This window comes from Paraburkholderia eburnea (genome assembly GCF_002917095.1).
Taxonomy (GTDB): domain Bacteria; phylum Pseudomonadota; class Gammaproteobacteria; order Burkholderiales; family Burkholderiaceae; genus Paraburkholderia; species Paraburkholderia eburnea.
On the sequence record NZ_PQGA01000012.1, the window covers coordinates 1 to 25,682 of the forward strand.

At 64.5% G+C, this 25,682-nt stretch carries 27 protein-coding genes; 22 read left to right on the plus strand and 5 right to left on the minus strand.

Annotated elements, in window-relative coordinates; translation table 11 throughout:
* Positions 1–192: 192 nt before the first annotated feature.
* The gene (locus tag B0G62_RS20105; protein ID WP_103705981.1) at positions 193–915 is read right to left on the minus strand and encodes an SAM-dependent methyltransferase; all 723 of its coding nucleotides are present in this window, start codon (positions 913–915) and stop codon (positions 193–195) included.
* Positions 912–1,550, minus strand: a complete 639-nt coding sequence (locus B0G62_RS20110; RefSeq protein ID WP_103705982.1) for a Maf-like protein — start codon at positions 1,548–1,550, stop codon at positions 912–914. The genes B0G62_RS20105 and B0G62_RS20110 overlap by 4 nt, the downstream gene beginning before the upstream one ends.
* Positions 1,551–1,989: 439 nt before the next feature.
* Between B0G62_RS20110 and B0G62_RS20115 the strand changes: the two genes are divergently transcribed.
* The 22 genes from B0G62_RS20115 (at position 1,990) to nagZ (ending at position 22,565) form a co-directional block, all read left to right on the plus strand.
* A complete protein-coding gene (locus B0G62_RS20115) occupies positions 1,990–2,607 on the plus strand; it encodes a DUF177 domain-containing protein (protein ID WP_103705983.1) in 618 nt (205 codons plus the stop codon).
* Between the two features lie 142 nt (positions 2,608–2,749).
* Positions 2,750–2,929 carry a 50S ribosomal protein L32 gene (gene rpmF, locus B0G62_RS20120; RefSeq protein WP_018441573.1) on the plus strand — a complete coding sequence of 60 codons (180 nt, stop codon included), beginning with the start codon at positions 2,750–2,752 and terminating at the stop codon, positions 2,927–2,929.
* A gap of 154 nt (positions 2,930–3,083) precedes the next feature.
* Complete coding sequence (gene plsX / locus B0G62_RS20125) at positions 3,084–4,250, plus strand: phosphate acyltransferase PlsX (RefSeq protein ID WP_103705984.1); 1,167 nt, start codon at positions 3,084–3,086, stop codon at positions 4,248–4,250.
* A complete protein-coding gene (locus tag B0G62_RS20130; RefSeq protein WP_103705985.1) occupies positions 4,250–5,239 on the plus strand; it encodes a beta-ketoacyl-ACP synthase III in 990 nt (329 codons plus the stop codon). Before plsX ends, B0G62_RS20130 begins: the two co-directional genes overlap by 1 nt.
* Before the next feature lie 135 nt (positions 5,240–5,374).
* Positions 5,375–6,313, plus strand: coding sequence for an ACP S-malonyltransferase (fabD, locus tag B0G62_RS20135; RefSeq protein WP_103705986.1), 939 nt, complete (start codon positions 5,375–5,377; stop codon positions 6,311–6,313).
* A gap of 30 nt (positions 6,314–6,343) precedes the next feature.
* Positions 6,344–7,093, plus strand: coding sequence for a 3-oxoacyl-ACP reductase FabG (fabG, locus tag B0G62_RS20140; protein ID WP_103705987.1), 750 nt, complete (start codon positions 6,344–6,346; stop codon positions 7,091–7,093).
* A 169-nt stretch (positions 7,094–7,262) separates the two neighbouring features.
* Entirely contained in the window at positions 7,263–7,502 is a 240-nt protein-coding gene (gene acpP, locus B0G62_RS20145; RefSeq protein WP_014897657.1) for an acyl carrier protein, read from the plus strand.
* A 204-nt stretch (positions 7,503–7,706) separates the two neighbouring features.
* Positions 7,707–8,948 (plus strand): beta-ketoacyl-ACP synthase II, encoded by a 1,242-nt coding sequence (fabF, locus tag B0G62_RS20150; RefSeq protein ID WP_103705988.1) that lies wholly within the window; start codon positions 7,707–7,709, stop codon positions 8,946–8,948.
* Between the two features lie 18 nt (positions 8,949–8,966).
* Positions 8,967–9,470 carry a hypothetical protein gene (locus tag B0G62_RS20155; RefSeq protein WP_103705989.1) on the plus strand — a complete coding sequence of 168 codons (504 nt, stop codon included), beginning with the start codon at positions 8,967–8,969 and terminating at the stop codon, positions 9,468–9,470.
* 201 nt (positions 9,471–9,671) lie between these two features.
* A complete protein-coding gene (rpoE, locus tag B0G62_RS20160; protein ID WP_027795258.1) occupies positions 9,672–10,271 on the plus strand; it encodes an RNA polymerase sigma factor RpoE in 600 nt (199 codons plus the stop codon).
* Between the two features lie 84 nt (positions 10,272–10,355).
* Complete coding sequence (locus tag B0G62_RS20165) at positions 10,356–11,027, plus strand: sigma-E factor negative regulatory protein (protein WP_103706110.1); 672 nt, start codon at positions 10,356–10,358, stop codon at positions 11,025–11,027.
* A gap of 5 nt (positions 11,028–11,032) precedes the next feature.
* Positions 11,033–12,103: a MucB/RseB C-terminal domain-containing protein gene (locus B0G62_RS20170; protein WP_103706111.1), complete on the plus strand. Its 1,071-nt coding sequence runs from the start codon at positions 11,033–11,035 to the stop codon at positions 12,101–12,103.
* Positions 12,104–12,123: 20 nt separating this feature from the next.
* Positions 12,124–13,662 (plus strand): DegQ family serine endoprotease, encoded by a 1,539-nt coding sequence (locus B0G62_RS20175; protein ID WP_103705990.1) that lies wholly within the window; start codon positions 12,124–12,126, stop codon positions 13,660–13,662.
* Between the two features lie 49 nt (positions 13,663–13,711).
* A complete protein-coding gene (locus B0G62_RS20180; protein WP_103706112.1) occupies positions 13,712–14,038 on the plus strand; it encodes a glutaredoxin family protein in 327 nt (108 codons plus the stop codon).
* A 186-nt stretch (positions 14,039–14,224) separates the two neighbouring features.
* Positions 14,225–16,018 (plus strand): translation elongation factor 4, encoded by a 1,794-nt coding sequence (lepA, locus tag B0G62_RS20185; RefSeq protein ID WP_103705991.1) that lies wholly within the window; start codon positions 14,225–14,227, stop codon positions 16,016–16,018.
* A 21-nt stretch (positions 16,019–16,039) separates the two neighbouring features.
* Positions 16,040–16,936 (plus strand): signal peptidase I, encoded by an 897-nt coding sequence (lepB, locus tag B0G62_RS20190; protein WP_103705992.1) that lies wholly within the window; start codon positions 16,040–16,042, stop codon positions 16,934–16,936.
* 155 nt (positions 16,937–17,091) lie between these two features.
* Positions 17,092–18,186 (plus strand): ribonuclease III, encoded by a 1,095-nt coding sequence (gene rnc / locus B0G62_RS20195; RefSeq protein WP_103705993.1) that lies wholly within the window; start codon positions 17,092–17,094, stop codon positions 18,184–18,186.
* A 54-nt stretch (positions 18,187–18,240) separates the two neighbouring features.
* The gene (era, locus tag B0G62_RS20200) at positions 18,241–19,146 is read left to right on the plus strand and encodes a GTPase Era (protein ID WP_103705994.1); all 906 of its coding nucleotides are present in this window, start codon (positions 18,241–18,243) and stop codon (positions 19,144–19,146) included.
* A 68-nt stretch (positions 19,147–19,214) separates the two neighbouring features.
* On the plus strand, positions 19,215–20,222 hold the full coding sequence (gene recO / locus B0G62_RS20205; protein ID WP_244193317.1) for a DNA repair protein RecO: 1,008 nt from the start codon (positions 19,215–19,217) through the stop codon (positions 20,220–20,222).
* Entirely contained in the window at positions 20,219–20,986 is a 768-nt protein-coding gene (gene pdxJ / locus B0G62_RS20210; RefSeq protein WP_103705995.1) for a pyridoxine 5'-phosphate synthase, read from the plus strand. The genes recO and pdxJ overlap by 4 nt, the downstream gene beginning before the upstream one ends.
* Before the next feature lie 55 nt (positions 20,987–21,041).
* Positions 21,042–21,449 (plus strand): holo-ACP synthase, encoded by a 408-nt coding sequence (gene acpS / locus B0G62_RS20215; protein ID WP_103706114.1) that lies wholly within the window; start codon positions 21,042–21,044, stop codon positions 21,447–21,449.
* A gap of 75 nt (positions 21,450–21,524) precedes the next feature.
* A complete protein-coding gene (nagZ, locus tag B0G62_RS20220) occupies positions 21,525–22,565 on the plus strand; it encodes a beta-N-acetylhexosaminidase (protein ID WP_103705996.1) in 1,041 nt (346 codons plus the stop codon).
* A gap of 95 nt (positions 22,566–22,660) precedes the next feature.
* Here nagZ and B0G62_RS20225 read toward each other — a convergent pair whose 3' ends face one another.
* The 3 genes from B0G62_RS20225 to efp form a co-directional block, all read right to left on the minus strand.
* Positions 22,661–24,046, minus strand: a complete 1,386-nt coding sequence (locus B0G62_RS20225) for a sigma-54-dependent transcriptional regulator (RefSeq protein ID WP_103705997.1) — start codon at positions 24,044–24,046, stop codon at positions 22,661–22,663.
* A gap of 446 nt (positions 24,047–24,492) precedes the next feature.
* The gene (locus B0G62_RS20230; RefSeq protein ID WP_103705998.1) at positions 24,493–24,705 is read right to left on the minus strand and encodes a CsbD family protein; all 213 of its coding nucleotides are present in this window, start codon (positions 24,703–24,705) and stop codon (positions 24,493–24,495) included.
* Positions 24,706–24,988: 283 nt separating this feature from the next.
* Positions 24,989–25,546 (minus strand): elongation factor P, encoded by a 558-nt coding sequence (efp, locus tag B0G62_RS20235; RefSeq protein WP_103705999.1) that lies wholly within the window; start codon positions 25,544–25,546, stop codon positions 24,989–24,991.
* Between the last annotated feature and the right edge of the window lie 136 nt (positions 25,547–25,682).

Genomic DNA, 25,682 nt, shown 5'->3' on the forward strand with positions numbered 1-25,682 from the left:
TTTCGACCTGCTCGACGACCGACAGCTTAAAAGCCAGGCTGTAGTCCCGTTGCGTCCGCTTGATCCCTTGCTCCACCTGACACCTCCTCGATTCGTCGGAAAAGTGTCAACCTAGTTCAGGACGGGTCAGCGGATAAAAAATGGCCGCTGCGTTTTGCGCAGCGGCCATTTTATTTTGGCGACAACGGTTGCTTAGATCGCGAGCAGCAGGAAGATCGCGGGCCGTTTTTGCAGGTCCGGCCCCGGCTTCTTCTTCCAGTCGGACACGGCGCGGCTCAGGATCGTCTCGGTCGGCAGCGTGAGGTCGGCGGCCACGCACACGAGCGTCGAAGGCGCGCAGGTGGAGAGCAGCGTATCGAGCATCGATTTGTTGCGGTACGGCGTCTCGATGAAGATTTGCGTCTGCTTTGCCTTGCGCGAGGTCTGTTCGAGTTCGCGCAGCTTTTTCGTGCGCTCGTTCGCGTCGACGGGCAGGTAGCCGTGGAACGCGAAGCTCTGGCCGTTCAGGCCCGAGGCCATGAGTGCGAGCAGGATCGAGCTGGGCCCGACCAGCGGCACGACCTTGATGCCGCGCTCGTGCGCGCGGCGCACCAGCAGCGCGCCGGGATCGGCCACGGCGGGCACGCCGGCTTCCGAAACCAGCCCCGTGTCGATGCCGGCCAGCAGCGGCGCGAGCAGCTTGTCGATCGCGCCGGCGGGCGTATTGACGTTCAGCTCGCTGATCTGGATTTCCTGGATCGGCCGCGTGGTGCCGACGCGCTTGAGGAACGCGCGCGTGGTCTTGGCGTTCTCGCCGATATAGCTCGCAAGCGTCCCCGCGCGTTCGCGCACCGGCGTGGGCAGCACATAGGCGAGCGCGGCTTCGTCGCCGTCGCCCAGCGTGTTCGGGATCAGGTAGAGGGTGCCCGTGCTCACGATTGCGCCTCCAGCAGCGGATAGCCCGCGGCCAGCAACATGCGCGTGAGCGCGATGAGCGGCAGGCCGATCAGGGCGGTGGGATCGTCGGATTCGATGGCTTCGAGCAGCGCGATGCCGAGACCTTCGGATTTGGCGCTGCCTGCGCAGTCGTACGGCTCTTCGGCGCGCAGATAGGCGTCGAGCGCCGCGTCCGGCAGATCGCGAAAACGCACCTTCGTCACGACATCGACGCTATCCGTTTGGCCAGTCGACGTGTCGAGCAGGCTCAGGGCACTATGGAACAACACTTCGCGGCCGCGCATCGATTGAAGCTGTTCGAGCGCGCGCTCGTGCGTGCCCGGTTTGCCGATCTGGCGGCCGTCGAAGGTGGCGACCTGGTCGGAGCCGATCACGAGCGTGCGGGCCGCACCGGCGGGCAGGGCGGCGGCGACTGCGCGGGCCTTTTCCCCGGCGAGGCGCAGCGCCGTGGCTTCGGGCGTTTCGCCCGCGCGCGGCGTTTCGTCGATGGCGGGCACGGCGGTGCTGAATGGAATGCGCAGGCGTTCGAGCAGCTCGCGGCGGTAGCGCGAGCTGGACGCGAGGATCAGCGCGGGGCGACCCTGGGTTTGTGCGGACGGGGAATCTGGCAGCATGATCGGAAATTAAGCGGAATCTGGGCGGGAACACTTGAGCGGCGGTGGCCGGCAAGGCTGTATCAAAGCGCTAGAAACAGGGGCGGATTTCGCCGCGTGCTGTCAAAAAGCGCTCGCCTCATGGCCGGCCGCATGACGGCTTGCGGGCAGAAGCTTAAGTGTTTGACTCACAAAGATAAAGGCGATATGATTTTGGGCTTTTCATCGGTACGTTCACCTCTTGCGTCTGTCAACGCAGATCAAGGGCGGGTACGCAAAGGCGCAGCGCTACGGAAACCCGGCGCGCGCAAAGTGTACGCGTATAGCGAAGTACAGCGAGCAAGTGCGCGACGTAGCCGATGCAGTGGGGATCAAGCGGAATCAAGCAGCAGGATCAGGCCGTTCACATCAACCGGCCTGCATCGCTTGCAGGTCACATGTCTGAAGCAGGAGAGCGCACATGACCGAACAGCTCAACCCACGCGATATCGATATTTTTGAATTCGCGCGCAGCGCCCGCGATGCCGCCGGCATGGTCCGGATCGCACAGTTGCCGCGCATATTGAATGAAGTTCCGGCCGACGCGCCCGATCGCGACACCGCGTTCACCTGGCAGGCCGAGGGCTTCACGCAGCCGGAATTGCAGGATGACGGCACCCATGCTCCGCAGCCGTATCTGCGGCTCGTGATCCACGGCGGCGCCTGGCTCGCGTGTCAGCGGTGCCTCGCTCCCTATGAGCAGGCCTTCAATGCCGATGCGGTCTTCCGTATCGTCCAGACGGAAGAAGAGGCGGATGAGTTTCCGCTCGACGACGATGAAGTCGAAGTGATCGTAGGCTCGCGCCATTTCGATCTCGTCGACTTGATCGAAGAGGAGTTGTTGCTCGCCTTGCCGCTCGTGCCGAAGCACGAAGTCTGTCCGGAAATTCACGAAAGCCTCGCCTCGGGTCCCGATGGCGCGGAAGGCGTGGATTCCGTGGACGACGTGCCGGAGCAGGAGATCGAGACGGAAGAGCGCATCAACCCTTTTGCGGCGCTCGAATCGCTCAAAAAGGACGGTCCCGGCAGCAAGCACTGAGCGTCAGTCATCTGACGTATCGGGCGGCCGCAGGGGCAGCAGTATCAGATACGTGGGCCTGAGCCCGGAGTCCGGCCATCCCCCAGGGTGGCGGCGGCCGGATCGGGCTGTGTTAGAATTCGGAAAATTTTCAGGAGTTATCATGGCAGTTCAACAAAACAAGAAGTCGCCGTCGAAGCGCGGCATGCACCGCTCGCACGATTTCCTCACGGGCGCGCCGCTGGCTGTCGAGCCGAGCACGGGTGAAGTGCATCTGCGTCACCACATCAGCCCGAACGGCTACTACCGCGGCAAGAAAGTCGTCAAGACCAAGAACGACTAATCGTTCCAGCGTGCGGCGCAGCGGCCCCGGGTGCTCCTCGGGGTTATCTGGTCACGCCGCACATGGCGATTCCGTTCGCTTGACCATTGTTCGGCTCGGCAAAAAAGGCGGCATTCAACTGCCGCTTTTTTGTGCCTGAAATTCGTCGCATTCCATGACTGTTACGCTCACGATAGATTGCATGGGAGGCGACCACGGCCCGTCGGTGACGGTGCCCGCCGCAGTCCATTTCGTCCGCTCCCACCCCGACGCGCATCTGCAACTCGTGGGCATCGAGACGGCGATCCGCGCCCAGCTCAAGAAGCTCAAGGCGCAGGACCTCCCCGCACTTTCCGTCGTTCCCGCCACCGAGGTCGTCGAAATGGACGATCCGGTCGAAGTCGCCCTTCGCAAGAAGAAAGACTCGTCCATGCGCGTCGCGCTCAATCGCGTGAAAGAGGGCGAGGCGCAGGCTTGCGTGTCGGCTGGCAACACCGGCGCGCTGATGGCCGTGTCGCGCTACGTCCTGAAGACGCTGCCCGGCATCGAACGCCCGGCCATCGCCTTTGCGCTGCCCAATCCGCGCGGCTACACGACGATGCTCGACCTTGGCGCGAACGTCGATTGCGAACCGCAGCATCTGCTGCAGTTCGCCGAGATGGGCCATGCGCTCGTCGCCGCGCTCGAAGGCAAGGATCGTCCGACCATCGGGCTCCTGAATATCGGCGAAGAAGTCATCAAGGGCAACGAAACCATCAAGCGCGCCGGCGAACTGCTGCGCGCGAGCACGCTGAACTTCCGCGGCAACGTCGAAGGCAACGACATCTATAAGGGTAGTGTCGACGTGATCGTGTGTGACGGCTTCGTCGGCAATGTCGCGCTCAAGACGTCGGAGGGCCTCGCACAGATGCTCAACGACATGATCAAGGAAGAATTCGGCCGCTCGTGGTTCACGAAGCTGATGGCGATCGCCGCCTTGCCCGTGCTGATGCGCTTCAAGAAGCGCGTCGATCACCGCCAGTACAACGGCGCGGCGCTGCTCGGCCTGAAAAGCCTCGTCATCAAGAGCCACGGCTCCGCTGACGCCTACGCGTTTGAGTGTGCGATCAATCGCGGGTATGATGCCGTCAAAAATGGCGTGCTGGAGCGTCTCACCCGCGCCATGGAAGACAACGCCGGTTCAATCGAGCCGGCGGCCGGCAGCCAGAGCGCTGCCGTGTCGACTCCCGACAGCCCGGCCGCGAGCGCAACCGCGAGTGCACCAGGTCAGGCGGCAGACGCCGCCCAACCCGTCCCGCCCGCCGCGACACCCACCTCGAAGGCATCATCCTCGAAGGCATAATGGCTCAACCGACTCTCTATTCGCGCGTGCTCGGCACGGGCAGCTTCCTTCCGCCTGAGCGCGTCACCAACCAGGATCTGGCCGAGCGCCTCGCCGCCCAGGGCGTCGAGACGAGCGACGAGTGGATCGTCGCCCGCACGGGCATCCATGCGCGTCACTTCGCGGCGCCGGACGTCACCACGAGCGATCTCGCGCTTGCCGCGTCGCAGCGTGCCATCGCCGCCGCCGACGTCGATCCGCAGGCCATCGACCTCATCATCGTCGCCACCTCGACGCCCGATTTCGTGTTTCCGAGCACCGCCTGCCTGCTGCAGAACAAGCTCGGCATCCGCAATCACGGCGCGGCGTTCGACGTGCAGGCCGTGTGCTCGGGCTTCGCGTACGCCGTTTCGGTGGCCGACAGCCTGATCCGCAGCGGCCAGCACCGCACGGCGCTGGTGGTGGGCGCGGAAACCTTCTCGCGCATTCTCGATTTCAAGGACCGCACGACCTGCGTGCTGTTCGGCGACGGCGCGGGCGCCATCGTGATGCAGGCTTCGGAGCAGCCGGGCGTGCTCGCGAGCGCGCTGCACGCGGACGGCAGCTACGCGCACATCCTGTGCACGCCGGGCCACGTGAACGGCGGTGTGATCGCGGGCAACGCGTTCCTGTACATGGACGGCCCGGCGGTGTTCAAGCTCGCCGTCAACGTGCTGGAGAAGGTCGCGCACGAGGCGCTCGACAAGGCGCAGCTCACGGCCGACCAGATCGACTGGCTGATTCCGCACCAGGCCAACATCCGCATCATGCAGGGCACCTGCCGCAAGCTCGGCCTGCCCGCCGAGCGCATGGTGGTCACGGTGGGCGAGCACGGCAATACCTCGGCGGCATCGATTCCGCTCGCCCTGGACGTCGCCGTGCGCGACGGCCGCATCAAGCGCGGCCAGAACGTGCTGATCGAAGGCGTGGGCGGTGGTTTCACCTGGGGTGCTTCCATCATCCGCTACTGATTTCCGAGCGGGCTTTCGCGCTCCCGCCTCGCCGGCCGCTCGCACTTGCCTCGATGGCAAGTTGGCGCGCAATCGGCCCGCGGCGGTTCATTCGAGCGCATCGCCCATCCGTTTTGACCGAATTTTGAGGAAGCCATGAAATTCGCATTCGTTTTTCCGGGCCAGGGCTCGCAGGCCGTCGGCATGCTCGACGCCTTCGCCGACAACGCCATCGTGCGCGAGACGCTGCAGGAAGCGTCCGACGCGCTGGGCCAGGACATCGGCAAGCTGATCGCCGAAGGTCCGGCGGAAGAGCTCAATCTCACCACCAACACGCAGCCGGTCATGCTGACCGCCGCTTACGCCGTCTATCGCGCGTGGCAGCAGGCAGGCGGCCCGGCTCCGGCGATCGTCGCGGGCCATAGCCTCGGCGAATACACGGCGCTCGTCGCCGCAGGCGTGCTCGCGTTCCGCGACGCCGTGCCGCTCGTGCGTTTTCGCGCCCAGGCGATGCAGAACGCCGTGCCGGTCGGCGAGGGCGGCATGGCCGCCGTGCTCGGTCTCGACGACGACACCGTGCGCGCGGTCTGCGCCGAAGCGGCCGCTCAGAGCGGCGGCGTGGTCGAAGCCGTCAATTTCAACGCCCCGGCGCAGGTCGTGATCGCAGGCCACAAGGCCGCGGTCGAGAAGGCCTGCGAAGTCGCCAAGGCGAAGGGCGCCAAGCGCGCGCTGTCGCTGCCGGTCTCGGCGCCGTTCCACTCGTCGCTGCTCAAGCCCGCATCGGACCAGCTGCGCGAGTACCTCGCGAGCGTCACGCTGAACGCGCCGGTCATCCCGGTCGTCAACAACGTGGACGTGGCCTTCGAAACCGATCCCGCGAAGATCCGCGATGCGCTCGTGCGTCAGGCCGCCGGTCCGGTGCGCTGGGTCGAATGCGTGAAGGCGATCGCGGCTCAGGGCGCGACGCACGTGGTCGAATGCGGTCCGGGCAAGGTCCTCGCGGGCCTGACGAAGCGCATCGACGGCAATCTGGTCGGCGCCTCGGTGCTCGATCCGAAGTCGCTCGAAGAGACGCTTGCGCTCCTCAACGCTTAACTCGCGCATAACTCGCAACGGATTCGAACGATGGAAAAGACTCTCGACAATCAAGCCGCGATCGTGACCGGCGCCACGCGCGGCATCGGCCGTGCAATCGCCCTCGAACTGGCGCGTCAGGGCGCGACGGTGATCGGCACGGCGACCAGCGAAGCGGGCGCGCAGGCCATCACGGCAGCGTTTGAGGAAGCAGGCGTGAAGGGTCGCGGCGCGGTCCTCAACGTCAATGATGCCGCTGCGGCAGAAGCGCTCATCGACGCAACGGTCAAAGAATTTGGCGCACTCGCGATCCTCGTCAACAATGCGGGCATCACGCAGGACAACCTGGCGATGCGCATGAAGGACGACGAGTGGGACGCGGTGATCGACACCAACCTGAAGTCGGTGTTCCGTCTGTCGCGCGCCGTGCTGCGCCCGATGATGAAGGCCAAGGGCGGCCGCATCATCAACATCACGTCGGTGGTCGGCTCGTCGGGCAACCCGGGCCAGGCCAACTACGCGGCGGCCAAGGCCGGCGTCGCGGGCATGACGCGCGCGCTCGCACGCGAGATCGGCAGCCGCGGCATCACGGTGAACTGCGTGGCGCCGGGCTTCATCGATACCGACATGACCAAGGATCTGCCCGCCGAGCAGCAAGCCGCGCTCAAGCAGCAGATTCCGCTGGGACGTCTGGGCAGCCCGGAGGACATCGCTCACGCGGTGGCTTTCCTGGCTTCGCCGCAGGCGGGCTATATCACGGGCACGACGCTGCACGTGAACGGCGGCATGTATATGTCTTAACCGGATTCAGGTACTATCCGCGCCTTGAAGCGTCCGGCGAATTCATCCGTGGGACGCGGTCGCGGACAGCCGTTTCCGGAACCGCGCTGCGCTGCTTTTCTGCCAGGTCAAACCTGATAAAATGCGCGCACTCGCATTCATGAGCTAACTTTTTTCCCTTGGAGGGGTAATGGACAACATCGAACAGCGCGTCAAGAAGATCGTCGCCGAACAACTGGGCGTCGCCGAAGCTGAAATCAAGACCGAAGCTTCGTTCGTGAACGATCTGGGTGCAGACTCGCTCGACACCGTCGAACTGGTGATGGCCCTCGAAGACGAATTCGGCATGGAAATCCCGGACGAGGAAGCCGAGAAGATCACGACGGTCCAGCAAGCGATCGACTACGCTCGCGCGAACGTCAAGGCCTGATACGCCTTCTTCCTGTCGGGGCCGGCGCGCAGTTTGCGCGCGAGTAGTATTGACGGCCCGCGAGGACGCTCGCCCGTGAAACCGCGTACGGCCGCCGCACTCGTTGCGGGGCATCTGCCGGTCAACTAGCCACAGGGCTCACAGGAGCATTTCCTGTGGCCTCTGTGGCTTTTGTTTTTGTCATCTATGGAAAAGGGGTTACCCGTGAGCCGCCGTCGAGTTGTTGTTACAGGCCTGGGGCTGATTTCGCCTGTTGGCAATAATGTTGCCGACGGCTGGGCCAATCTGGTCGCCGGGAAGTCCGGCATCGCCAACATCACGAAGTTCGATGCGACGAACTTTTCGACCCGCTTTGCCGGGGAAGTGAAGGGCTTCAACGTCGAAGACTACATGCCGGCGAAAGAAGCGCGCCATATGGATACGTTCATCCATTTCGGCATCGCAGCCGGTATGCAGGCGCTCAAGGATAGCGGCCTCGAAGTCACTGAAGCGAACGCGGAACGCATCGGCGTGAACGTCGGCTCGGGCATCGGCGGTCTGCCGATGATCGAAGTCACGCAAACCGAACTGCTCAACCGAGGCCCGCGCCGCATCTCGCCGTTCTTCGTGCCGGCCTCGATCATCAACATGATCTCCGGCCATCTGTCGATCAAGTTCGGCCTGAAGGGCCCGAACCTGTCGATGGTCACGGCATGTACGACCGGTTTGCACTGCATCGGCGAAGCGTCGCGTCTGATCGAATACGGCGACTGCGATGTGATGATCGCGGGCGGCGCGGAATCGACCGTGTCGCCGCTCGGTATCGGCGGCTTCGCGGCGGCGCGTGCGCTTTCGCAGCGCAACGACGATCCGGCGACGGCGAGCCGTCCGTGGGACAAGGACCGCGACGGTTTCGTGCTGGGCGAGGGCGCAGGCGTGATGGTGCTCGAAGAGTACGAACACGCGAAGGCGCGCGGCGCGAAGATCTACGCGGAAATCGGCGGCTACGGCATGAGCGGTGATGCTTATCACATGACCGCTCCGCTGGAAGACGGCGACGGCGCACGCCGCTGCATGCTGGCGGCGCTGAAGAACGCGGGCATCAACGCCAACGAAGTGAACTGGCTGAGCGCCCACGGCACCTCCACGCCGCTCGGCGACCTTGCGGAAACCACGGCGATCAAGCGCGCGTTCGGCGACCACGCGAAGAACATCGTCGTGAACTCGACCAAGTCGATGACGGGCCACCTGCTGGGTGGCGCGGGCGGCCTGGAGTCGGTGTTCACGGTGCTGGCCGTGCACAACCAGATCTCGCCGCCGACCATCAACATCTTCAACCAGGATCCGGCTTGCGACCTGGACTACTGCGCGAACACCGCGCGGGACATGAAGATCGATGTCGCGCTGAAGAACTCGTTCGGTTTCGGTGGCACGAACGGCACGCTCGTCTTCAAGCGTCACGCCTAAGCCTTTATCGGGGCTAACGTGATCGCTCCGGGCGACACCGCGGCCGTGCCGGCGCAGCTTTATTCGCCGGCCGGTCGCGACTCTCTTTCTCCTACGCGGCGCGTGCATGCGCCGCGTATCGCCTTGCGTGCGTCCTGGACGCTACAGGCCTTGCTTCTTGCGAGTATCTCGATCGCCTCGCTGGCGCTCTATTCCACGCTTGCACCGTGGTTCGGCGTCTGGCGGGCGTTGCCGCCGGCATTCGCCGCCGGTGCCGCGGGCGGTCTGGCTTTCGCGGCCTGGCGCCGCGCGCAACCGGCTTTCATCGAAATCGGGATCGATCGCTTCGCGGCGTTTTCCCGCTCGGGAACCCGTCTCGTGGATGGCCGCCTGAGCGGGGCAGCGCAATGGGGCGGGGCTTGGCTTTCGCTCGTTGTCGAGGCGAGCGGGCGTAGCCGCAACATCCTCATTGCCGCCGATTCGGTCGATGCCGAGTCGTTTCGCCTGCTCGCGGTCGCCGCGCGCAGCGCGTCCGGGCGCTGAACAGCCCCGTTTTTCTCCGCGCTTTTCCTTCCTGATCCTGCCGGCTCTTGCGGTTGGCGATAGCGTCCCCACTTAGCTCAGTTCCACCTCCGGCGGTCGGCTGTAAAGACTGTAACCGCTGTAACGCGCGTAACGTGGCGCCGTGGCGGTGACGCTACAATGAGGCCCCGCGTCCACTTCATGAGCTAACGGACTTTTCAGGTGAGCGAAAAAGAAATTGACCAGGTGCTGGTCGAGCGCGTGCAAAAAGGTGACAAGGCCGCGTTCGAACTGCTGGTCTCCAAGTACCACCGCAAGATCATCCGCCTGATCTCGCGCCTCGTGCGGGACCCCGCGGAGGTCGAGGACGTGGCCCAGGACGCCTTTATCAAGGCGTACCGGGCACTGCCGCAGTTCCGTGGCGAATCCGCTTTCTATACGTGGTTGTACCGTATTGCGGTCAATACGGCGAAGAACTACCTTGCGACCCAGGGAAGACGCGCCCCCACTTCGACGGAAGCCGATGCAGAAGAAGCTGAAACTTTCTCGGACGCCGATCAACTAAGGGATATCAACACGCCCGAGTCGATGTTGATGAGCAAGCAGATCGCCCAGACGGTCAATGCTGCAATGGCGGTTCTACCGGAAGAGCTGCGCACCGCCATTACTCTTCGGGAAATTGAAGGTTTGAGCTACGAGGAAATCGCGGAAATGATGGGTTGCCCGATCGGCACCGTCAGATCGCGAATTTTCCGCGCTCGCGAAGCCATTGCGGCAAAATTGCGTCCGTTGCTGGACACACCGGAAGGCAAGCGCTGGTAAAAAGCCACGCTCGCGCCGGGCACGGACGCAAGTCATTAGAGTGAGTGTGTCACTGCGGGGCTCTGTAAGAAAATGGGGAGCATCATGGGGTCGGTTTCGATGCAATCGGTGTCAAGCTCGCACGGCGAGCGTCTGTCCGCCTTCGTCGACGGCGAATTCGCCGCTGAATTTGCAACTGAGGCGGACACGCAGGCGCATCTGAACGCTATTTTTTCCGGATTCGACGACGAGGACCGCAAGGCCTGGTCGGCGTATCACTTGATCGGCGACGCGCTGCGCTCGGACGACCTGGCGATGAGTCAGGCCGCAAGCCAGTCGTTCATGGCCGGTTTTGCCGCACGTTTCGACGCGGAGCCGCATGTGCTGGCGCCTGCCGCCGTCGCGGCGGCTACCGCTGCGGGCACGCATAACGGTCGCGTCGCGCGTATTCTGTCGCTGCGCCACCGTGTCGTGCCGTCGCTGGCCATCGCCGCTGCGGCCGCCACGCTGACGTGGATCGTGGTGCCGCAGATGCGCGGCGTCGGCATGGCCGGCGGCTCGCAGATCGCCGCGCTCCAGCCCGCCGGCGACAACGTCCAGCGCGTGGCCATGAACACCGTGCCCGTGCAAACGGCCGCCGTTCAGGATGGCAATATCATCCGCGACGCACAACTGGACGCCTATCTCGAAGCGCACCAGCAGTTCGCGCAGCAGCCGGTCATGTCGGATTCGATGCCGCTGATCCGCTCTGCCGCCCTTACCACGCAAGGCCAGTGAGTCTGATGCAGACATTGCGGTTGAATAACAATACATTCTGGGGGCGGTTGCCGGCATTGCTGTGCTGTGCAGCCGTAATGTTCACCGCTCTGTCTGCCGCCACGCGTGCGCATGCACAAGGCGCGTCTTCGGTTTCTATTGCCGATCCCGCCACGCGCCAGAGCGCCGCACAGTGGCTCGACCGCATCCAGCAGGCCGCCCAGCAGCAGAATTACATCGGCACCTTTGTCTATCAGCGCGGCAATTTCGTGCAGTCGTCGCGCATTACGCATTACGCGACGAAGAGCGACGGCGAGTTCGAGCAGCTCGAAAGTCTCGACGGCAAGCCGCGCAAGATGCTGCGTCACAACGACGATCTCTACACGTTCGTGCCGGAGCGCAAGCTCTGCGTCGTCGAAAAACGCCAGAACAAGGACGCGTTCCCCGCGCTGCTCGCCACGAGCGGCGACCAGGTGCTGTCCGTCTATGACCCGAAGATGCTCGGTTCCGACCGCGTGGCCGGTATCGACAGTCAGGTCATCGAACTCGATCCCAAGGACGCTTACCGTTTCGCCTACAAACTGTGGGCGGATGCGAAGACGGGCCTGCTGCTGCGCTCGCAGACGCTCGATCCGTCGAATGGCCAGGTGCTGCAGCAACTGTCGTTCACGCAGGTCAGCATCGGCGTGCCGGTGGACAAGGCGCCGATCGCCGCCGGCATGCGTAACACCGCCGGCTGGACCGTGGTGCGTCCGCCGCTGCAAAGCGTCGATATGGAAGCGCAGGGCTGGACCTTCGGGCAGACCGCGCCGGGCTTCGTCAAAATCCGCGAACTGCGCCGTCCGATGGCCGCGCGCGACGCCAACGAGCCGCCGATCCCGGTCGATCAGGCTGTATTCTCGGATGGCCTGTCGGCGGTGTCGGTGTTCGTCGAACCGGTCGAGCACAACAGCCGCAAGGAAGGCGCGGGCAGCAATGGCGCGACCCATGTGCTGGTGAAGCGCAGCGGCGATTACTGGATCACGTTGCTCGGCGAAGTGCCTCAGGCCACGTTGCAGCAATTCGCGTCTGCCATAGAATACAAGGCTCCCAAGTAACTCCTTCGGCCGAATACGATATGACGATCCTCCCGCTGCGCAAATTCTTCGCGGCCGCGGTGGTGGCGGTGTGCCTGCCGTTCGCCCCGCACGTGGCATCGGCGGCGCCTGCCGCCAATTTGCCGGACTTCACCGATCTCGTCGACAAGGTGGGTCCGTCGGTGGTCAATATCCGCACCACCACGCGCGTGACGCTCTCGCAGAGCGGGAGCTTGCCGCCCGGGATGGATAACGGCGACATGTCGGAATTTTTCCGGCGTTTCTTCGGCATTCCGTTGCCGCAAGGTCCGGGTCAAGGACAGGGGCAAGGGCAAGGCGGTGGCCAGTCGCCGCGCGGTGGCGGCCAGGGCGGCAGTCAGGGCGGTCAGGACTCCGGCCCGGACGGCGGCAGCGACAGCGAACAGAACACCGGCGTCGGCTCGGGCTTCATCATGACGAGCGACGGCTACGTGATGACCAACGCGCACGTCGTGGACGACGCGGACAGCATCTACGTCACGCTCACCGACAAGCGCGAATTCAAGGCCAAATTGATCGGCGTCGACGACCGTACGGACGTGGCCGTGGTCAAGATTCAGGCGAGCAACCTGCCGGCCGTGAACGTCGGCGATTCGAACAAGGTGCGCGTGGGCGAATGGGTCGTGGCGATCGGCTCGCCATTCGGCCTCGAAAACACCGTGACCGCGGGCATCGTGAGCGCCAAGGGGCGCGATACCGGCGACTATCTGCCCTTCATCCAGACCGACGTGGCCGTGAATCCCGGTAACTCGGGCGGCCCGCTCATCAACATGCAGGGCGAGGTGATCGGCATCAACTCGCAGATCTACAGCCGCACGGGCGGTTTCATGGGCATCTCGTTCGCGATTCCGATCGACGAGGCGATGCGCGTGGCGGATCAGCTCAAGACGACCGGCAAGGTCACGCGCGGCCGGATTGCCGTGGCGATCGGCGAGGTCACCAAGGACGTGGCCGATTCGCTCGGTCTGCCCAAGGCACAGGGCGCGCTGGTGTCGAGCGTCGAGCCGGGCGGCCCGGCCGAGAAGGCGGGCATTCAGCCGGGCGACATCATCCTGAAGTTCAACGGTCAGTCCGTGGACACCGCGACCGATCTGCCGCGCATGGTGGGCGACACCAAGCCCGGCACCAAAGCGACCGTGACGGTGTGGCGCAAGGGCCAGACGCGCGATCTGCCGATCACGATCGCCGAAATGCAGGCGGACAAGGGCGCGAAGGCCGACCAGAAGAAGGCGCCGGAGCCGAAGCCGCGACCGGCGAACGCCCTGGGCCTGTCGGTGACGGACATTCCGGCCGATCAACTGGGCCAGCTCAAGATCAAGGGCGGCGTGGTGGTCGACTCGGTGGATGGGCCAGCCGCGCGCGCCGGTTTGCAAAAGGGCGACATCATTCTGCGGGTGGGCGACACCGATATCACGAACGCGAAGCACTTCCAGGACGTCACCTCGCACCTGGATTCGCAGAAGATGGTCGCTATTCTGGTGCGCCGGGGCGACAATACGCAGTTCGTGCCGATCCGCCCGCGTGGCGCCGGCCAGAAATAAGCAAACGCCAGCCAGCGACGAACGAGCCAGCACCATGCCCACCACGCCCATGCGTACCTCGACCGCCACCCAGCCTCGCGCGGTGGCGCGCGCGAGCGCGCATCTGGTCCTGTACGGCCGGGCGTGGTGCCATCTGTGCGAAGACATGCGCGAAGCGCTCGAACCGCTCGCGGTCGCGGCGGGTGCGCGTCTTGACGTGATCGATGTCGATTCGGACCCCGAACTCGTCGCCCGTTACGACGAACTCGTGCCGGTGCTGGTATGTGACGGTATCGAACTCTGCCGATACCGGTTGGACGAGGCGCGCGTGCGCGCCACGCTGGGACTGAGCGCCGACGCGCCTTATGTGCCGAAAAAGCCGCCGAGCGGAACCTGACGAAGGCCCTTTATCCCTCGTCAATTTAGCCACCAGGACTCTACCTTGGCACGACACCTGCAGGACTTCACCGCAGGGTTCGCCCCTGGCACCCCTTTTCGGCTAAAATAGTTCGGTTTTTCATCTGTTTACGAGGCGTGCCCAGCTTGTCGTTGGGGCGCGCCTTTTTCGCTTGATCGGTACTGAATGGATCATATTCGTAACTTCTCGATCATTGCGCACATCGACCATGGCAAGTCGACGCTCGCCGATCGCATCATCCAGCTGTGCGGTGGCCTGTCCGACCGCGAAATGGAATCGCAGGTGCTCGACTCGATGGATCTCGAGCGCGAGCGCGGCATCACCATCAAGGCGCAGACCGCGGCGCTCTCGTACAAGGCACGAGACGGCAAGGTCTACAACCTGAACCTGATCGACACGCCGGGCCACGTCGACTTCTCCTATGAAGTCAGCCGCTCGCTGTCGGCTTGCGAAGGCGCGCTGCTCGTGGTCGACGCCAGCCAGGGCGTCGAGGCGCAGACCGTGGCGAACTGCTACACGGCGATCGAGCTCGGCGTCGAAGTGGTGCCGGTGCTCAACAAGATCGACCTGCCCGCCGCGAACCCCGAGAACGCCATCGCCGAAATCGAGGACGTGATCGGCATCGACGCGACCGACGCCACGCACTGCAGTGCGAAGACCGGCCTCGGCGTGGAAGACGTGCTCGAATCGCTCATCGCGAAGGTGCCGCCGCCCAAGGGCGATCCGGACGCGCCGCTGCAGGCGCTCATCATCGACTCGTGGTTCGACAACTACGTCGGCGTGGTCATGCTCGTGCGTATCGTCAACGGCACGCTGCGTCCGAAGGACAAGATCAAGCTGATGGCCACCGGCGCGCAGTATCCGGTCGAGCACGTCGGCGTGTTCTCGCCGAAGTCGCGCGACCTGGAGTCGCTGTCGGCAGGGCAGGTGGGCTTCATCATCGCGGGCATCAAGGAACTCGCCGCCACCAAGGTGGGCGACACCGTCACGCTCGTGAACCGGCCGGCGGCCGAGCCGCTGCCGGGCTTCAAGGAAGTCAAGCCGCAGGTGTTCGCGGGTCTCTACCCGGTCGAGGCAAACCAGTACGACGCGCTGCGCGAATCGCTCGAAAAGCTCAAGCTCAACGATGCGTCGCTGCAGTACGAGCCGGAAGTTTCGCAGGCGCTGGGCTTTGGCTTCCGCTGCGGCTTCCTCGGCCTGCTGCACATGGAAATCGTGCAGGAGCGTCTGGAGCGCGAATTCGACATGGACCTCATCACCACGGCCCCGACCGTGGTGTACGAGGTCGTGCAGGCGGACGGCACGCTGATCAAGGTCGAGAACCCGGCGAAGATGCCGGAGCCCTCGAAGATCGGCGAAATCCGCGAGCCTATCGTCACGGTGAATCTGTACATGCCGCAGGACTATGTGGGTTCGGTGATCACGCTCTGTACGCAGAAGCGCGGCAGCCAGATCAACATGCAGTACCACGGCCGTCAGGTGCAGCTCACGTACGAAATCCCGATGGCGGAAATCGTGCTCGACTTCTTCGATCGCCTGAAGTCGGTCTCGCGCGGCTACGCGTCGATGGACTACGAGTTCAAGGAATACCGCACGTCGGACGTCGTGAAGGTGGACATGCTGATCAACGCCGAGAAGGTCGATGCGCTGTCCATCATCGTGCACCGTTCGCAGTCGCAGTATCGCGGCCGCGAAGTCGCGGCGAAGATGCGCGAGATCATTCCGCGCCAGATGTACGACGTGGCGATTCAGGCCGCGATCGGCGCGCACATCATTGCGCGTGAGAACATCAAGGCACTGCGCAAGAACGTGCTCGCCAAGTGTTACGGCGGCGACATCTCGCGTAAGAAGAAGCTCCTCGAGAAGCAGAAGGAAGGCAAGAAGCGGATGAAGCAGGTTGGCTCCGTGGAAATTCCGCAGGAGGCCTTCCTTGCGATCCTGCGCGTCGAAGACAAATAAGCCCGAACAACGGACCACTACATGAATTTTGCGCTGATCCTTTTTGTGCTCGTCATCTTGACGGGCATCGCGTGGGTTGCAGACAAGCTGGTTTTCATGCCGCGCCGGCGCCTCGCCGCCGATGCGGCCGTTGCCGAGTTCGACCGGCAGCAGCAACGCGTGGGCGAGCGTTTCGCCGACGAGAATGCGCCCGTCACGCGTCAGAACCTGCGTAACGAAAAGCTGCGCCAGCCGTGGTGGCTCGAATACACGGCGAGCTTCTTCCCGGTCATCCTGGTCGTGTTCCTCGTGCGCTCGTTCGTCGTGGAGCCGTTCAAGATTCCGTCGGGCTCGATGGTGCCGACGCTGCTGGTGGGCGACTTCATCCTCGTGAACAAGTTCGACTACGGCATTCGCCTGCCGATCACCAACACGAAGGTCACCTCGGGCCGTCCGCTCGAACGTGGCGACGTGGTGGTGTTCCGCTATCCGAAGGACGAGTCGGTCGATTACATCAAGCGTGTGATCGGCCTGCCGGGCGACGTGGTCGCGTATCAGGACAAGCAGCTCACGATCAACGGCCGGCCGGTGCCTGAAACGCCGCAAGCCGATTACTTCGACGAAGAGCGCATTGGCTACGCGAAGCAGTTCACCGAAGATCTCGGCAACGGCCGCACCAACAACATCCTGAACAACCCCGCAGTGCCGCCGTTCGTCGTGGGCGCGGATGACTATCCGTATCGCGACAACTGCCAGTACAACGCGCGCGGGGTGATCTGCAAGGTGCCCGCGGGTCATTACTTCATGATGGGCGACAACCGCGACAACAGCGCGGACAGCCGCTACTGGGGCTTCGTGCCTGACGCGAATATCGTCGGCCGTGCCTTCTTCATCTGGATGAACTTCAGCAGCCTGAAGCGCATCGGTTCGTTCGAGTAAAACGCATCGTGCGACGTGCGCGTGTCGGATAAACGATACGCGCCTCGCATCTTCGCGCGCTACTTGAAGAACCCGCGGCAACGCCGCTTCATCACGGTTTTTCGCCTGCCGCCCCGCGTTTTCGCCGGGGGCGGCGGGCGCGTTATACTCTCCCCATGCCCCAATCTCCGTTGGAAAGCCGTTTGCGCTACGAATTTCGCAATGCGGAATTGTTGCGCCAGGCTCTCACCCACCGCAGTCACAGTGCCACGCATAACGAACGCCTCGAATTCCTCGGTGATTCGGTTCTGAATTGCGCGGTGGCGGCCCTATTGTTCCAACGTTTTGGCAAGCTGGACGAAGGCGATCTCTCGCGTGTGCGCGCGAATCTGGTCAAGCAGCAGTCGCTGTACGAGATTGCTCAGGCCCTGAATATCGCCGATGGCCTGCGTCTGGGCGAGGGCGAACTGCGCAGCGGCGGCTTCCGCCGCCCATCGATCCTGGCTGACGCGCTCGAAGCGATCTTCGGTGCCATCTTCCTCGATGGCGGCTTCGACGCCGCCCAGACGGTCATCAAGCGCCTCTACGTGCCGATTCTCGATCACATCGATCCGCGCACGCTCGGCAAGGATGCCAAGACGCTGCTGCAGGAATACCTGCAAGGCCACAAGATCGCGCTGCCCACCTATACGGTGGTGGCCACGCATGGTGCGGCGCACAATCAGCAGTTCGAAGTCGAATGCACGGTGCCCAAGCTCGATGTGAAGGTTTCGGGTTCGGGCGCCAGCCGTCGCGCGGCCGAGCAGGCTGCCGCGAAGAAGGCGCTCGACGAGGTGATGGCGGCCGCCCCCGCGCTGGTCACCAAGCCGCGCCGCTCGAAGGGCGCGCGCGCACCGAAGCCCGATCTGGAGGTCGTGCCGGGCGTGACCGGCGTGCAGGGCGCGCTCGATCTGCGCGCGCCGGAGCGCCGTGCGCGCGGTGAGCGTCCCACTACCGTCGCAGCGGCTGCCGCGGCGGCGGCAGCGGGTGAGGCCGCGCCGCTCGCGGTGATCCGCGCGGCGCACGTGCAGGACAAGGGTGCTGAAAAGGGCGCCGAGAAAGCCCCTGAAAAGACCGATCGCTTCGACGCCGTGCCTTCGGCTGCTTCGATCGCACCGCGCGCTTCGCGCAGTCACACGCAACATGGCGCACCGGACGACAAACCGTCGTCCGAAACCAGCGCCGACATCGGCGCGGCCGTGCCCGTGCGCGCAGCCGACGCCGGCCACTGATTCCACCCGGGCGCGCGATCCACGCGCGCCCCGTTTTATTTCCCTGGTCCGATCATGAACGCTCCCACTTCCACTCCTGCCGGTTTTCGCTGCGGCATGGTCGCGATCGTCGGCCGTCCGAACGTTGGCAAATCCACGCTGATGAATGCGCTCGTCGGCCAGAAGATCAGCATCACCTCGCGCAAGGCGCAGACCACGCGCCACCGCATCACCGGCATCAACACGACCGAAGACGCGCAGTACATCTTCGTCGATACGCCGGGCTTCCAGACGCGTCACAGCACGGCGCTCAACCGCTCGCTGAACCGCGCCGTCACGTCGACGCTGAGTTCCGTCGATGCCGTGCTGTTCGTGATCGAAGCGGGCAAGTTCGGTCCCGACGACCAGAAGGTGCTCGACCTGATTCCGCCGGGCGCGCCCACGATCCTGATCGCCAACAAGATCGATCAGGTGAACGACAAGGCCACGCTCTATCCGTTTATCCAGGAAGTGCAGAAGCTGCGCGAATTCCGCGAGATCGTGCCGCTGTCGGCCAAGAATGCGGATGACATCAAGCGTCTGCTGGCGACGCTCAAGCCCTACCTGCCCGAAGGCGAGCCGATCTACGGCGAAGACGACCTGACCGATCGCAGCGAGCGCTTCCTGGCCGCCGAGATCCTGCGCGAAAAGGTGTTCCGCTGGACCGGCGACGAACTGCCGTACACCAGCACCGTGATCATCGAAAAATTCGAGCAGGAAGGCCGTCTGCGCCGCATCTTCGCGACCATCCTCGTCGAGCGCGATACGCAGAAAGCCATGGTGATCGGCCAGAAGGGCGCCAAGCTCAAGCAGATCAGCACCGAAGCGCGTCTCGACATGGAAAAGCTGTTCGACGGTCCCGTGTATCTCGAAACCTTCGTGAAGGTGAAGAGCGGCTGGGCCGACAACGAAGCCGGCCTGCGCGCCTACGGCTACGAGTAACGCGCAGCCCCGCGATCCCGGAACGCAACCCAGCGACGACAGCAATCTCAAGGTGCGAGTGAGCGGGCATGAGTGACGGCGAAGCCGGAACCCTGAACGACGACTGGTCCGCGCCCGACGCGGGCGCCGACGACGCCGATTTCGAATCGCCCGGCGGCGATGCGACGCGCGCGCGGCGTTCGTCGGGTTCGAACATCCCGAGCGGCAAAAGTGGCGCGACCGCGCGCAGCCGTCGTCCGCGTCTGGCGGCATCGGGCGGCCGCGATATGAGCGAAGGCGCCGACGCCACGCTCGAGCGCCGCGCCACGCCTCGCAAGACCACGACCCGCTCGCAAGCGCCGCGCGCCTCGCGCGGCACGTCCGACTATCGCGTTGCCGAGCAGCCCGCCTTCGTGCTGCACAGCTATCCGTACCGGGAAACAAGCCTCATCATCGACGTGCTTTCGCGCGATCACGGCCGCGTCGCGCTCGTCGCGAAGGGCGCGAAGCGCCCGCATTCGGCGTTGCGCGGCGTATTGCAGACCTTCCAGCCGCTCACGCTGAACTGGACCGGCAAGGGTGAAGTGCGCACGCTCACCGGCGCCGAATGGGTCGGCGGCATGTTGCCGCTCGCGGGAGACGCACTGCTGTGCGGCTTCTACGTGAACGAGCTGCTGGTCAAGTTTCTCGCCCGCGAAGACCCGCATCCCGCACTCTTCAACCATTACGTCGTCACGCTCACGCGCCTCGCGCACGATTTGCCGCCCGTGCAGGTGCTGCGATCGTTCGAGCGCGTCCTGCTGCGCGACACCGGTTACGCGCTGGCGCTCAACCGCACCGTCAACCGCAAGACCGTGATGGCCGAAGGCCGCTACGTCTTCGATCCCGAGCGCGGCGTGCGCGAGGCGTCGGACGAATGGCCCTCGCAATGGCCGGTGCTGTCCGGCCAGACGTTGCTCGATATGGAAGAGGACGATTACCATCGACCCCAGACCGTCGCGCAGAGCAAGGCGCTGATGCGTTTCCTGCTGAACACTTACCTTGGCGGCACGCCGCTCGCGACGCGCCAGATCCTGATCGACCTGCAGAACCTATGAGCTTCTTCCTGACTTCGCCCAACGTGATCGACCTCGGCATCAATATCGATCACGTCGCCACGCTGCGTAACGCGCGCGGCACGACCTATCCCGATCCGATCCGCGCGGCGCTGCTCGCCGAAGAAGCGGGCGCCGATGCGATCACGCTGCATCTGCGCGAGGACCGCCGCCACATCGTCGATGCCGACGTGCGCAAGCTGCGCCCGCTGCTCAGGACGCGCATGAATCTCGAATGCGCGGTGACGGCCGAAATGCTCGACATCGCCTGCGAGATCCAGCCGCACGATGTCTGCCTCGTTCCCGAAAAGCGCGAGGAACTGACGACCGAAGGCGGTCTCGACGTGGCGGGGCAGTTCGACGCGGTGGCCGCCGCTTGCCGTCAACTGGCCGACGCGGGCATCCGCGTGTCGCTCTTCATCGACCCGGACGAAACACAGATCCGCGCCGCGCACGAAGCAGGCGCGCCCGTGATCGAGCTGCACACGGGCCGTTACGCCGAAGCGCACGAAGCCGCCGAGCAGCAGCGCGAATACGAGCGCGTGGTGGCGGGCGTGAACTGCGGCGTGGGCCTGGGCATCAAGGTCAACGCGGGCCACGGCCTGCACTACACCAACGTGCAGCAGATCGCCGCGATCGAGGGCATCCACGAACTCAACATCGGCCACGCCGTGGTCGCGCACGCGATCTTCGCGGGCTGGGAGAACGCGGTGCGCGAGATGAAGGCGATCATGGTCGCGGCGCGCCTCGCGGCCGCGCGCGCTTAAGCACAAGCAAGCGTATTCGCGCTGCGCACGCGGCGCAATGAACGACGAGGAACGCATGGCGATCTACGGCATCGGCACCGACATCATCCAGATCAGCCGCGTCGCGGCGACGATGGAGCGCACCGGCGGACGGTTCGCCGAGCGCATCCTCGGCCCCGATGAGCTGAAGGTGTATCACGCCCGCAAGGCGCGTTCGGAGGTGCGCGGTCTCGCCTATCTGTGCACGCGCTTTTCCGCGAAGGAAGCGTTCTCGAAGGCGATCGGTCTGGGCATCCACATGCCGATGACCTGGCGCGCCGTGCAGACGCTCAACGCGCCCGGCGGCAAGCCTTATATGCTGGCCTCGGGCGAGCTTGCGCTCTGGCTCGACGAGCGCGGCATCACCACGCAGGTGACGATCACCGACGAGCGCGACTACGCCGTCTCGTTCGTGATCGCCGAGACCGACCAGCCGCGCAGCTAAACTCCCGTTGCTGTTTTCCATTCCGCCGCGCACGTCTTGACGTGGTTCGACGCGGCACTAATGCTCGACTAATCGATGAAACGAATTCCCGGACCGGTGATGCTCGACGTGGTCGGCACGACGCTCAACGATGACGACGTGCGCCGCCTCGCGCATCCCTCCACCGGCGGCGTGATCCTGTTCGCGCGCCACTACGAAAACCGTGCGCAACTGGTCGCGCTGACCGATGCGATCCGCGCCGTGCGCGACGATCTGCTGATTGCGGTGGACCACGAGGGCGGGCGCGTGCAGCGCTTTCGTACCGACGGCTTCACCGTGCTGCCTGCGATGGGGCGCTTGGGCGCGCTGTGGGACAAGGACGTGCTGCTCGCGACCAAGCTGGCCACCTCGGTCGGCTATATCCTGGCCGCCGAGTTGCGCGCCTGCGGTATCGATTTGTCCTTCACGCCCGTGCTCGATCTGGGCTACGGCCAGTCGAAGGTGGTGGGCGACCGCGCGTTCCATCGCGATCCGCGCGTCGTCACGCTGCTCGCCAAAAGTCTGAACCACGGTCTCGCGCTCGCCGGCATGGCGAACTGCGGCAAGCACTTTCCGGGACACGGCTTCGCGACGGCTGATTCGCATGTCGCCGTGCCGGTCGACGAGCGTCCGCTCGAATCGATCCTCGGCGAGGATGCGCAGCCTTACGACTGGCTCGGCCTGTCGCTGGCGGCGGCCATGCCCGGCCACGTGATCTATCCGAAGGTCGATGCGAAGCCGGCTGGCTTCTCGCGCATCTGGGTCCAGGAGATCCTGCGCGATCGCCTGCGCTTCACGGGCGCGATCTTCAGCGACGATCTGTCGATGGAGGCCGCGCGCCAGGGCGGCACGCTGACCGAAGGCGCGCGTGCGGCGCTGGAGGCGGGCTGCGACATGGTGCTGATCTGCAACCAGCCGCACGAAGCCGAGAAGGTGCTCGACGCATTGCGCACCGAGGAGCCCTCGCGCGAGCGCAAGGCATCGGCCAGACGCATCAGGAAACTGCACGGACGCGGCAAGGCGCTGAGCTGGGACAAGCTCGTGGCCGATCCTGCGTATCTGTCGGCGCAGGCGCTGCTGCGTAGCGTGATGCCTTGAGCGCAGAAGCCTGAAGCAGAAACGGCGGCTCCTTCGATAAGAAGAGCCGCCGTTTCTGTTTCGGGCTGGGCGTCCGGTGTGTCCGGGACGCTCGCTTAATTGAGGCGCATCCGTTGCAGCTTGTTATAGAGCGTCTTGGGGCTGATGCCGAGCAGCGACGCCGCGCGATGGCGCGTGCCGCCCACGGCGTCGAGCGTCGCGCGGATCAGCATTTCCTCGACATCGGCGAGCGGGGTGCCGACCGTCACCTGCACGCGGCCGCCGTTCGAATCGCGTCCCGACGCGCCGCTGCTTTCCTCGGCCTGCAGCGTTTCCAGCACGTCGCCCGACGCATGCCACGCGCGCTTCACGCGCTCCTGCAATTCGCGCACGTTGCCGGGCCAGTCGTAGGCCAGGCACTCGCGCACGAAGGAGGGCGCCACGAGCCGCGTCGTGCCCGTGAGGCCGCGCGAATGCGCCTCGAGATTCATTTCGTCGACGCAGGCGGCGGCCAGCAGCGCCGCGTCTTCCTCGCGTTCTCGCAGCGGCGGCAGTTGCAGCGCCGCGGCGTCCAGGCGCAGCCACAGATCTTCGTGCAGCATGCCCTGCCGGACCGCGTCGCGCGGCACGGCACGCGTGGCCGCGATCAGGCGGAAATCGGTGCCCACTTCGCTGCTGCCGCCCACGCGCATGAAGGTCTGCGAGTCGAGTGCGCGCAGCAACGCTTCCTGCTGCGGGCGCGGCAGTTCGGTGAGTTCGTCGATGAAGAGCGTGCCGCCGCTTGCGTGATCGACCAGACCCGGCTCGCGCTGCTCGGCGCCGTTGAAGGCACCGCGTTCGTGGCCGAACAGAATGCTCGCGAGCGGCCGGCCGCCGGCGGCTTCGGCGGCGATGGCGCGCCCGTCGCACACCACGAACGGACCCTTGCGCCGGCGGCTGAGCTGATGCAGCGTACGCGCCGCGACTTCCTTGCCGGTACCGGGCTCGCCGTGCACGAGGATCGCCGATTCGGTGGGCGCGAGCTGCTCGATCGCGTCGTACACGTGCTGGATCGCGCTGCTGCGGCCAAGCATCGGGCCGAAGCGGCCGAGCAGACGCAGGCTTTCGCGCAGCGTGCGCACTTCCTCGGTCAGTTCGTACGGACGCGGGATGCGCGCAAGCAGGCTGCGCAGCCGCGGAATGTTGACGGGTTTGAGCAGATAGTCCCAGATGCCGTGGCGCAGGCCTTCGATCGCGCTTTCGACGGTCGCATTGCCGGTCATCACGATCACGGGCAGCGCGCCGCCGGGCGGCTGGGCGGGCAGGTGAGGCAGCAGTTCGAGGCCTCCGCCATCGGGCAGATTCAGGTCGACGAGCACGACATCGGGGATGAAGCGCCCGAGTGCGGCGCGCGCGTCGGCCAGAGTGGCCGCCGTATCGACGGAGAAGCCGTCGGCGGCCAGGATGGCGGAGAGGCCTGACAGGCTATTAGGATCGTCTTCGACAATCAGGGCGTGTGGCATGGCGGAATCGGCTTACCGAGGGGCAAGAAGCGGGCAAGAAGCGAGGCGAGAAGCGGGGCGCAAAGTGGCCGGACCGGCGCGATCGTCCACGCCGTGTCGCCACGCAAGGCGAGGGGCGCGACGTAGCGGCGCGCCAGGGCGCACGATACGGAGTTAGTCACCGAGAGCACCTGCGTGTCTCGAGTCAGATTGTTCAGTTCCGGTCCTCCCCAGATTGGCGCGTGGCAAGCCGCGCTGGCTGCGGCGTTTTCGAATCACGATGAATCATTCGCCCGCAAGCCAGTCGCGCCGTACTTCCGCGCAGACCCGATGCGCCGCGCGATGCGGCGCTCGGGCCGTACTGCCCCCATGCTGCTGTTAGTCCGTCGGCAAGCCGCTTGAGCCGCTTGAACTGCTTGAGCCGCTATTGCCGCGGACTGACCTGGTATCCCGCTATGTTTGCCTGCTCAATCGTCGATCGGACGATGCGCGTCAAACCAGCGTTTCACTTCCTGCTCCGCTTCGTCACGCGTCTTGCCGTAACGCTCCTGGATCAGCCCTGCGAGACGATCGAGGTGTCCCTCGGCCTTGGTCAGCTCGTCGTCCGTCAACTCGCCCCATGCGGCCTTGGCCTTGCCGATCATCTGTTTCCACTTGCCTGCAGCGATGTCATTGTTCATCTGTTTCTCCTGGTTTCGGTGGAAGGGCGCTTGCGCGCTATCTCAAAACGAAATCAGCAGGAACCATGCCATGAGCGTCTGGCCTCGCCGCTGCAACATACGGTAATTTTAAGCGACTGCGAAACCGGTAAGGTTTTCCCATGCAGTCACAAACATACACGCTCGGGAAAAAAAGAAAAAGCGCCCCGAGGGGCGCTTTTTCGATTGCATCCGCCACGCATGGAGATTCGCATTGCGGCTGCTTTCGCGCTGCCGTGCGGCGCACCTGGCGCCGCGTTTGGGCTTATGCGCGGCTGCGGTACTCGTTCGTACGCGTGTCGATTTCGATCTTGTCGCCGATGTTGCAGAACAGCGGCACTTGCAGCTCGAAGCCGGTGTTCAGCTTGGCGGTCTTCAGAACCTTGCCCGACGACGTGTCGCCCTTGACAGCCGGTTCCGTGTAGGTGATTTCGCGCACGAGCACGGTCGGCAGTTCGACCGAGATCGCCTTCTCGTTGTAGAACACGACTTCGCAAGCCATGCCGTCTTCGAGGTAGTGCAGGGCGTCGCCCATCATCTCGCCTTCGACTTCGTACTGGTTGTAGTCGGCGTCCATGAACACGTACATCGGGTCTGCGAAGTACGAGTAGGTCACTTCCTTGCGCTCCAGCACCACGACGTCGAACTTGTCGTCGGCCTTGTACACGGTTTCCATGCCGGCGCCGGTCAGCAGGTTCTTGAACTTCATCTTCACGACGGCCGAGTTACGGCCCGACTTGTTGTACTCGGCCTTCTGCACGACCATGGCGTCGTTGCCGATCATGACGACGTTGCCGACGCGGAGTTCCTGTGCGGTCTTCATAAAAAACTGTCCTGTCCAGATTACAGATTAAGTAGCTTTCAGTGTGCGCGACGGCAAACGTCGCAAGCGATTCGCTCTATCCACGCGTGTGCACGGCATGGTTCATTGCGGGTCGGAAGGGTGTTTAAACCGGATC

Bases quoted from the DNA above. Each gene is read 5' to 3' on its own strand.
- rpmF (WP_018441573.1), top strand. From the start codon at position 2,750: ATGGCAGTTCAACAAAACAAGAAGTCGCCGTCGAAGCGCGGCATGCAC.
- acpP (WP_014897657.1), top strand. From the start codon at position 7,263: ATGGACAACATCGAACAGCGCGTCAAGAAGATCGTCGCCGAACAACTG.
- B0G62_RS20170 (WP_103706111.1), top strand. From the start codon at position 11,033: ATGCAGACATTGCGGTTGAATAACAATACATTCTGGGGGCGGTTGCCG.
- B0G62_RS20175 (WP_103705990.1), top strand. From the start codon at position 12,124: ATGACGATCCTCCCGCTGCGCAAATTCTTCGCGGCCGCGGTGGTGGCG.
- B0G62_RS20225 (WP_103705997.1), bottom strand. From the start codon at position 24,046: ATGCCACACGCCCTGATTGTCGAAGACGATCCTAATAGCCTGTCAGGC.
- B0G62_RS20115 (WP_103705983.1), top strand. From the start codon at position 1,990: ATGACCGAACAGCTCAACCCACGCGATATCGATATTTTTGAATTCGCG.
- B0G62_RS20180 (WP_103706112.1), top strand. From the start codon at position 13,712: ATGCGTACCTCGACCGCCACCCAGCCTCGCGCGGTGGCGCGCGCGAGC.
- era (WP_103705994.1), top strand. From the start codon at position 18,241: ATGAACGCTCCCACTTCCACTCCTGCCGGTTTTCGCTGCGGCATGGTC.
- plsX (WP_103705984.1), top strand. From the start codon at position 3,084: ATGACTGTTACGCTCACGATAGATTGCATGGGAGGCGACCACGGCCCG.
- rnc (WP_103705993.1), top strand. From the start codon at position 17,092: ATGCCCCAATCTCCGTTGGAAAGCCGTTTGCGCTACGAATTTCGCAAT.
- B0G62_RS20165 (WP_103706110.1), top strand. From the start codon at position 10,356: ATGGGGTCGGTTTCGATGCAATCGGTGTCAAGCTCGCACGGCGAGCGT.
- fabG (WP_103705987.1), top strand. From the start codon at position 6,344: ATGGAAAAGACTCTCGACAATCAAGCCGCGATCGTGACCGGCGCCACG.
- nagZ (WP_103705996.1), top strand. From the start codon at position 21,525: ATGAAACGAATTCCCGGACCGGTGATGCTCGACGTGGTCGGCACGACG.
- B0G62_RS20130 (WP_103705985.1), top strand. From the start codon at position 4,250: ATGGCTCAACCGACTCTCTATTCGCGCGTGCTCGGCACGGGCAGCTTC.
- recO (WP_244193317.1), top strand. From the start codon at position 19,215: ATGAGTGACGGCGAAGCCGGAACCCTGAACGACGACTGGTCCGCGCCC.
- efp (WP_103705999.1), bottom strand. From the start codon at position 25,546: ATGAAGACCGCACAGGAACTCCGCGTCGGCAACGTCGTCATGATCGGC.
- B0G62_RS20110 (WP_103705982.1), bottom strand. From the start codon at position 1,550: ATGCTGCCAGATTCCCCGTCCGCACAAACCCAGGGTCGCCCCGCGCTG.
- B0G62_RS20230 (WP_103705998.1), bottom strand. From the start codon at position 24,705: ATGAACAATGACATCGCTGCAGGCAAGTGGAAACAGATGATCGGCAAG.
- pdxJ (WP_103705995.1), top strand. From the start codon at position 20,219: ATGAGCTTCTTCCTGACTTCGCCCAACGTGATCGACCTCGGCATCAAT.
- lepB (WP_103705992.1), top strand. From the start codon at position 16,040: ATGAATTTTGCGCTGATCCTTTTTGTGCTCGTCATCTTGACGGGCATC.
- fabD (WP_103705986.1), top strand. From the start codon at position 5,375: ATGAAATTCGCATTCGTTTTTCCGGGCCAGGGCTCGCAGGCCGTCGGC.
- acpS (WP_103706114.1), top strand. From the start codon at position 21,042: ATGGCGATCTACGGCATCGGCACCGACATCATCCAGATCAGCCGCGTC.
- lepA (WP_103705991.1), top strand. From the start codon at position 14,225: ATGGATCATATTCGTAACTTCTCGATCATTGCGCACATCGACCATGGC.